Here is a 2,589-nt window from a genome sequence, read left to right on the forward strand (position 1 = left end):
CTGAGTTCGGCATGGGGTCAGGTGGGTCCAAAACGCTATTGTCACCAAGCAAAATACGTGGAAAGGATTCTCGATAAAGCGCGTAGCGCTTACGAGTCCTTTGCGCAAGGTGAACTGATTTCGCGTTAAGCGTTGCGGTTCACCCTACATAAATCTGGAATGCTGATTTAAGTAAATGTCTACTTTAGTTTCTTAACTTCTGTCTGTTACGCTGTCATCATAAAACGCGTTTGGCGTTGTATGGTTAAGCCTCACGGGTAATTAGTACAGGTTAGCTTAATGGCTCACACCACTTCCACATCCTGCCTATCAACGTTGTAGTCTTCAACGGCCCTTCAGAGACTTTAAAAGTCTAGTGAGAACTCATCTCGAGGCCTGCTTCGCGCTTAGATGCTTTCAGCGCTTATCAGTTCCGAACGTAGCTACCGGGCAGTGCCATTGGCATGACAACCCGAACACCAGCGGTTCGTTCACTCCGGTCCTCTCGTACTAGGAGCAACCCCTCTCAATTCTCAAACGCCCACGGCAGATAGGGACCGAACTGTCTCACGACGTTCTAAACCCAGCTCGCGTACCACTTTAAATGGCGAACAGCCATACCCTTGGGACCGACTTCAGCCCCAGGATGTGATGAGCCGACATCGAGGTGCCAAACACCGCCGTCGATATGAACTCTTGGGCGGTATCAGCCTGTTATCCCCGGAGTACCTTTTATCCGTTGAGCGATGGCCCTTCCATTCAGAACCACCGGATCACTATGACCTACTTTCGTACCTGCTCGACGTGTCTGTCTCGCAGTTAAGCTGGCTTCTACCATTACACTAACCGTACGATGTCCGACCGTACTTAGCCAACCTTCGTGCTCCTCCGTTACTCTTTGGGAGGAGACCGCCCCAGTCAAACTACCCACCAGGCACTGTCCGTAATCCCGATTAGGGACCAACGTTAGAACATCAACACTACAAGGGTGGTATTTCAAGGACGGCTCCACAAAGACTAGCGTCTCTGCTTCAAAGCCTCCCACCTATCCTACACATGTAGGGTCAATGTTCAGTGCCAAGCTGTAGTAAAGGTTCACGGGGTCTTTCCGTCTAGCCGCGGGTACACAGCATCTTCACTGCGATTTCAATTTCACTGAGTCTCGGGTGGAGACAGCGTGGCCATGGTTACACCATTCGTGCAGGTCGGAACTTACCCGACAAGGAATTTCGCTACCTTAGGACCGTTATAGTTACGGCCGCCGTTTACCGGGGCTTCGATCAAGAGCTTCGTCCGAAAACTAACCCCATCAATTAACCTTCCGGCACCGGGCAGGTGTCACACCGTATACGTCATCTTGCGATTTTGCACAGTGCTGTGTTTTTAATAAACAGTCCCAGCCACCTGGTCACTGCGGCTCCCGTCCGCTTAGAGAGTAAATCTCATCACAGATAGGAGCGTACCTTCTCCCGAAGTTACGGTACAATTTTGCCTAGTTCCTTCACCCGAGTTCTCTCAAGCGCCTTAGTATTCTCTACCTGACCACCTGTGTCGGTTTGGGGTACGATTCGGTATAATCTGAAGCTTAGAGGCTTTTCCTGGAAGTATGGCATCAGCAACTTCACCACCTTGGTGGCTCGTCTCGTATCTCAGTCTTAGCAACCCGGATTTTCCTAAGTCACCAACCTACTTACTTTCACATGGACAACCAACGCCATGCTTGCTTAGCCTGCTCCGTCCCCCCATCGCAATTATACCAAGTACGGGAATATTAACCCGTTTCCCATCGACTACGCCTTTCGGCCTCGCCTTAGGGGTCGACTTACCCTACCCTGATTAACATGGGATAGGAACCCTTGGTCTTCCGGCGTGCGGGTTTTTCACCCGCATTATCGTTACTCATGTCAGCATTCGCACTTCTGATACCTCCAGCAAACCTCCCGGTTCACCTTCAACGGCTTACAGAACGCTCCCCTACCACTCAAACAAAGTTTGAATCCGCAGCTTCGGTGCATAGTTTAGCCCCGTTACATCTTCCGCGCAGACCGACTCGACCAGTGAGCTATTACGCTTTCTTTAAAGGATGGCTGCTTCTAAGCCAACCTCCTGGCTGTCTGGGCCTTTCCACATCGTTTCCCACTTAACTATGACTTTGGGACCTTAGCTGGCGGTCTGGGTTGTTTCCCTCTTCACGACGGACGTTAGCACCCGCCGTGTGTCTCCCGGATAGTACTTTACGGTATTCGGAGTTTGCAAAGGGTTGGTAAGTCGGGATGACCCCCTAGCCTTAACAGTGCTCTACCCCCGTAAGTATTCGTCCGAGGCTCTACCTAAATAGATTTCGGGGAGAACCAGCTATCTCCCGGTTTGATTAGCCTTTCACTCCTAGCCACAGGTCATCCCCTAACTTTTCAACGTTAGTGGGTTCGGTCCTCCAGTTGATGTTACTCAACCTTCAACCTGCCCATGGCTAGATCACCGGGTTTCGGGTCTATACCTTGCAACTCAACGCGCAGTTAACGCTCGCTTTCACTACGGCTACCCTAATCGGTTAACCTCGCTACAAAATATAAGTCGCTGACCCATTATACAAAAGGTACGCAGTCACCC

General features: G+C 50.8%; 1 rRNA gene. It reads right to left on the bottom strand.

Annotated features, from left to right (window positions below):
* Positions 1–240: 240 nt before the first annotated feature.
* Positions 241–2,589 (bottom strand): 23S ribosomal RNA (locus NYF15_RS11385); the annotation flags it as partial.

Source organism: Pseudoalteromonas sp. 68 DY56-GL68, assembly GCF_041414825.1.
Lineage (GTDB): Bacteria > Pseudomonadota > Gammaproteobacteria > Enterobacterales > Alteromonadaceae > Pseudoalteromonas.